General features: G+C 70.7%; 5 protein-coding genes. 4 read left to right on the plus strand and 1 reads right to left on the minus strand.

Going from position 1 to position 5,165, the window contains the following annotated elements:
* A partial coding sequence (locus tag AB0D27_RS09880) for a hypothetical protein (RefSeq protein WP_362504673.1) occupies window positions 1-236 on the minus strand: 236 nt, incomplete at its 3' end.
* A 308-nt stretch (window positions 237-544) separates the two neighbouring features.
* Between AB0D27_RS09880 and AB0D27_RS09885 the strand changes: the two genes are divergently transcribed.
* From AB0D27_RS09885 to AB0D27_RS09900, 4 genes are all read left to right on the plus strand, one after another.
* Entirely contained in the window at window positions 545-3,082 is a 2,538-nt protein-coding gene (locus tag AB0D27_RS09885) for a sensor histidine kinase KdpD (RefSeq protein ID WP_362504676.1), read from the plus strand.
* On the plus strand, window positions 3,079-3,762 hold the full coding sequence (locus tag AB0D27_RS09890; RefSeq protein WP_362504679.1) for a response regulator: 684 nt from the start codon (window positions 3,079-3,081) through the stop codon (window positions 3,760-3,762). Before AB0D27_RS09885 ends, AB0D27_RS09890 begins: the two co-directional genes overlap by 4 nt.
* 63 nt (window positions 3,763-3,825) lie before the next feature.
* Window positions 3,826-4,224 carry an OB-fold nucleic acid binding domain-containing protein gene (locus tag AB0D27_RS09895; RefSeq protein WP_362504682.1) on the plus strand — a complete coding sequence of 133 codons (399 nt, stop codon included), beginning with the start codon at window positions 3,826-3,828 and terminating at the stop codon, window positions 4,222-4,224.
* 3 nt (window positions 4,225-4,227) lie between these two features.
* A complete protein-coding gene (locus AB0D27_RS09900; RefSeq protein ID WP_362504685.1) occupies window positions 4,228-4,992 on the plus strand; it encodes a DUF3159 domain-containing protein in 765 nt (254 codons plus the stop codon).
* Window positions 4,993-5,165: the final 173 nt, after the last annotated feature.

Raw genomic sequence — 5,165 nt, forward strand, 5'->3', positions numbered from 1 at the left:
CGGGCGTCGAGACCGGAGAGGCCGCGCACCGCGACGTACGCCTTCTCGCGACCGGCCGACGGGGGGATGAGCAGGTCGTGACGAACACGGTCCGTCACCGGCCACCGCGCGCGTGACCGGATGCCGTCGTCGGGCGGTTCGCCCGGGAACTCGTCGGCCTGCCCCCGGCGCGGACGCCGCGGGGTGACCGAGGCGGCGGTGACCTGGCTGGTCGAACTGATCGTGGATCCGGCCACCGCAGGTGCCGCAGCGCCCGCGGCTGAGGCAGCTGCCGGCGTGGCTCATCGCCGCGCCGCCGATGCCGGCCTGCGGCTCCTCGTCCCGAACGACGGGGACCCGGTGCCCCACTACCGGCGGCGCAGCGCACTGGCTCCGTCCTGCCCCAAGAACCGACGGAAGCCTCCGCCGGACGCGGCCGGCCCGCACCGTGCGTCAGGGTTACGTCAAAGACGTCCCCGGCGACCTCTCGCGTCCCTTTCGCCGGGATTCGTGACCGTAGGGTCGACGCTGCGTACACAGTGGTGACAGGAAGACAATAGGGGTCATGGGACGCGGCAGCCTTCGGATCTACCTCGGTGCGGCACCGGGCGTCGGCAAGACCTACGCGATGCTCTCCGAGGCGCACCGCCGCGTCGAGCGGGGCACCGACTGTGTGGTCGCCTTCGTGGAGCACCACCGTCGGCCGCGCACCGAGGTGATGCTGCACGGCTTGGAGCAGGTGCAGCGCAGGGAGCTGGAGTACCGGGGCGGTCTCTTCACCGAGATGGATGTGGACGCCGTGTTGGAGCGCGCCCCGGCCGTCGCCCTGGTGGACGAACTCGCGCACACCAACGTCCCCGGCTCGCGCAACGACAAGCGCTGGCAGGACGTCGAGGAACTGCTCGCGGCCGGCATCGACGTCGTCTCGACCGTCAACATCCCGCACCTGGAGTCACTCGGTGATGTCGTCGAGTCGATAACGGGCGTACGGCAGCGGGAGACCGTCCCGGACGAGGTGGTGCGCCGGGCCGACCAGATCGAGCTGGTCGACATGTCGCCGCAGGCACTGCGGCGGCGGATGGCGCACGGCAACATCTACAAGTCCGACAAGGTCGACGCGGCCCTGTCCAACTACTTCCGGCCCGGCAATCTCACCGCCCTGCGCGAGCTGGCGCTGCTCTGGGTCGCCGACCGGGTCGACGAATACCTCACCGAGTACCGCAACGAGCACCGGGTCTCGAAGATCTGGGGATCGCGGGAGCGGATCGTGGTGGGGCTGACGGGCGGCCCGGAAGGGCGCACCCTGATCCGCCGTGCCGCGCGGCTCGCCGAGAAGGGCGCGGGCGGCGAGGTGATGGCCGTCTACATCGCCCGCAGCGACGGGCTCACCTCCGCCTCGCCCAAGGAACTCGCCCTCCAGCGCACCCTCGTCGAGGACCTCGGCGGCACCTTCCACCACGTCGTCGGGGACGACATACCGGCCTCCCTGCTGGACTTCGCGCGGGGCGCCAACGCCACCCAGATCGTGCTGGGCTCCTCGCGCCGCAAGACCTGGCAGTACGTCTTCGGACCGGGCGTCGGCGCCACGGTCGCCCGCGAGTCGGGCCCCGACCTGGACGTCCACATCGTCACCCACGACGAGGTCGCCAAGGGCCGCGGTCTGCCGGTGGTGCGGGGGGCGCGGCTCGGGCGCTCCCGGATCATCTGGGGCTGGCTGGTCGGCATCGGCGGCCCGGTGGTCTTCGCGCTGCTGCTGAACACCGTCGACCTCGGCCTGGCCAACGACATGCTGCTGTTCCTCACGGTGACGGTCGCGGCGGCCCTGCTCGGCGGCCTCTACCCGGCGCTGGCCTCGGCGGCCTTCGGCTCGCTGCTGCTGAACTACTTCTACACGCCGCCCCTGCACCGGCTGACGATCGCCGATCCCAGGAACATCGTCGCCATCGCGATCTTCGTGGGCGTCGCCGTCTCCGTGGCGTCGGTGGTGGACCTGGCGGCCCGTCGCACCCACCAGGCGGCGCACCTGCGCGCCGAATCGGAGATCCTCTCCTTCCTCGCGGGCAGTGTCCTGCGCGGCGAGAGCAGCCTGGAGGCCCTGCTGGAGCGGGTCCGGGAGACCTTCGGGATGGAGTCGGTCGCGCTGCTGGAGCGGGCGGGCGACGTCGAACCGTGGACGTGCGCGGGCAGTGTGGGGCCGGGGCCCTCGGCCCGTCCCGAGGACGCGGACGTGGACATGCCGGTCGGCGACCACATGGCACTCGCCCTGTCCGGACGTGTCCTGCCCGCTTCCGACCGCCGGGTCCTCGCCGCTTTCGCCGCGCAGGCCGCTGTGGTCCTGGACCGCCAGCGCCTCCAGCACGAGGCCGACCAGGCCAAGGAACTGGCCGAGGGCAACCGCATCCGTACGGCGCTGCTGGCCGCCGTCAGCCACGACCTGCGCACCCCGCTGGCCGGCATCAAGGCCGCCGTGTCCTCGCTGCGGTCCGACGACGTGGCCTGGTCCGAAGAGGACCAGGCGGAGCTGCTCGAAGGAATCGAGGACGGCGCCGACCGCCTCGACCACCTGGTGGGCAACCTGCTGGACATGTCCCGTCTGCAGACCGGCACGGTCGCCCCGCTGATCCGCGAGATCGACCTCGACGAGGTGGTCCCGATGGCCCTGGGCGGAGTCCCCGAGGAGGGCGTCGAACTGGAGATCCCGGAGAGCCTGCCGATGGTCGCCGTCGACGCGGGGCTGCTGGAGCGCGCGGTCGCCAACCTCGTCGAGAACGCCGTCAAGTACAGCCCCGTCGACGCACTCGTCCTGGTGTCCGCCAGCGCCCTCGCCGACCGGGTCGAGGTACGTGCGGTGGACCGCGGCCCGGGCGTCCCGGACGACGCCAAGGAACGCATCTTCGCGCCCTTCCAGCGCTACGGCGACGCCCCGCGCGGCGCCGGAGTGGGCCTCGGCCTCGCGGTCGCCCGCGGCTTCGCGGAGGCGATGGGCGGCACCCTCGACGCCGAGGACACCCCCGGCGGCGGACTCACCATGGTGCTCACGGTCCGGGCGGTCGAGCGCCGGCCCGACCTCGCCACGGCAACAGCGGAAAGGCAGGCTTCATGACCAGGGTCCTCGTGGTCGACGACGAACCGCAGATCACCCGAGCCCTCGTGATCAACCTGAAGGCACGCAAGTACGAGGTCGACGCGGCCCCCGACGGAGCCACCGCGCTCGAGCTCGCCGCCGCCCGGCACCCCGATGTCGTCGTGCTCGACCTGGGCCTGCCCGACATGGACGGCGTCGAGGTCATCAAGGGGCTGCGCGGCTGGACCCGGGTGCCGATCCTGGTGCTGTCAGCGCGGCACTCCTCCGACGAGAAGGTCGAGGCGCTGGACGCGGGCGCCGACGACTACGTCACCAAGCCGTTCGGCATGGACGAGCTGCTGGCCCGGCTGCGCGCTGCCGTCCGCCGCGCCGAGCCGACCGGGGGAGGCGGGGACGACATGATCGTGGAGACCGAGGGGTTCACCGTCGACCTGGCGGCGAAGAAGGTCCACCGCGACGGTCGGGACGTACGCCTCACCCCCACGGAGTGGCACCTGCTGGAGGTACTCGTGCGCAACACGGGCCGTCTGGTCGGCCAGAAGCAGCTGCTGCAGGAGGTATGGGGGCCGTCGTACGGGACGGAGAGCAACTATCTGCGCGTGTACATGGCACAGCTGCGCCGGAAGCTGGAGGCGGACCCCTCCCACCCGAGGCACTTCATCACGGAACCGGGGATGGGGTACAGATTCGAGGAGTGAGCGTGGTCGAGGCGGCGGCGCCGCGGGTACGTCACTGTCACCGGCCCCCGGTACGCTTTCGGTATGAGTGCTGTTCCTCGTTCCGAAAAGCCGGCGGGCCGGTTCCGGCGCATGATAGACCGGCTCTCCTCGTCCCAGGAGGACTTGGAGTCCGAGGAGCTGCGGGAGGACGCCCAGACCGCGGGCTGCACCCGCATCGGCGACTGCCACGACCGCCAGATCGTCACGGTTACTGGTACGTTGCGCACGGTCACTCTGCGGCCACGGGCCGGCGTCCCGGCCCTGGAGGCCGAGCTGTTCGACGGCTCGGCAGCCCTGGACGTGGTCTGGCTCGGCCGGCGCTCCATCGTCGGGATCGAGCCGGGGCGCAAGCTGATCGCATCGGGCCGCGTTTCGATGAGCCGGGGCCGTAGGGTGCTGTTCAACCCGAAGTACGAACTCAGACCGCTTGGACGGGAGTAGCCGGTGACGTCGCTCGACAAGCCGACCGAAGGCGCCCAGCAGGACTCGAGGGCGGTGACCGAGGCCGCGCTCTTCGAGGCGTTCGGCGGCGTACGGGGCATGGTCGAGACGGTGATGCCCGGCCTGCTCTTCGTCACCATCTTCACGATCAACAAGGACCTGCACTGGTCGGCGATCGCCGCCCTCGGAGTGTCCCTGCTGCTCGTCGTCGTGCGCCTGGTGAAGCGGGACACCGTGAAGCACGCGTTCAGCGGTGTCTTCGGCGTCGCCTTCGGCGTGGTCTTCGCGATGATGACGGGCAACGCGAAGGACTTCTACCTGCCGGGCATGCTCTACACGCTGGGCCTGGCCATCGCCTACATCGTCACGACCCTCGCGGGCGTCCCCCTGATCGGCCTCATCCTCGGCCCGGTCTTCAAGGAGAACCTCTCCTGGCGGACCCGCAACCCCGGCCGCAAGAAGGCGTATGCGAAGGCGAGTTGGGCCTGGGGTCTGATCCTGCTCGCCAAGTGCGCGGTGCTGTTCCCGCTGTACTGGTGGGCCGACACCACCAAGTTCGGCTGGATCCTGATCGCGCTGAAGATCCCGCCCTTCCTGCTCGCCGTCTGGCTCACTTGGGTCTTCCTCGCGAAGGCGCCCGCCCCCATCGACGTGTTCGCGGAGATGGAGGCGGAGGAGAAGGCCGAGAAGGCCGAGAAGGAGCGCAAGGCCGCGCTCGCCGAGGAGCGCGGCGAGAGCGCGCCCGCCCGGCACCGCCGCGAGGCGTAGCCGCCTTCGGCCGTACGGCGCCGGGAGGCGTCACGGCTTCGACGCGTACGACGATGGGGGCGGCCCGGGGTCAACGGGGGCCCCCCACCGGGGAACAAAAAAGAAAAACAAGGCAACCACGTGAACGCAAAAGAAAGGGAGAGAGGAGGGTGGGGGTAGAGTGTGGGAAAAAA

Origin of the sequence: Streptomyces sp. NPDC048415 (genome assembly GCF_040651675.1) — a bacterium.
In the GTDB taxonomy this organism is placed as follows: domain Bacteria; phylum Actinomycetota; class Actinomycetes; order Streptomycetales; family Streptomycetaceae; genus Streptomyces.

Bases quoted from the DNA above. Each gene is read 5' to 3' on its own strand.
- AB0D27_RS09885 (WP_362504676.1), top strand. From the start codon at position 545: ATGGGACGCGGCAGCCTTCGGATCTACCTCGGTGCGGCACCGGGCGTC.
- AB0D27_RS09890 (WP_362504679.1), top strand. From the start codon at position 3,079: ATGACCAGGGTCCTCGTGGTCGACGACGAACCGCAGATCACCCGAGCC.
- AB0D27_RS09895 (WP_362504682.1), top strand. From the start codon at position 3,826: ATGAGTGCTGTTCCTCGTTCCGAAAAGCCGGCGGGCCGGTTCCGGCGC.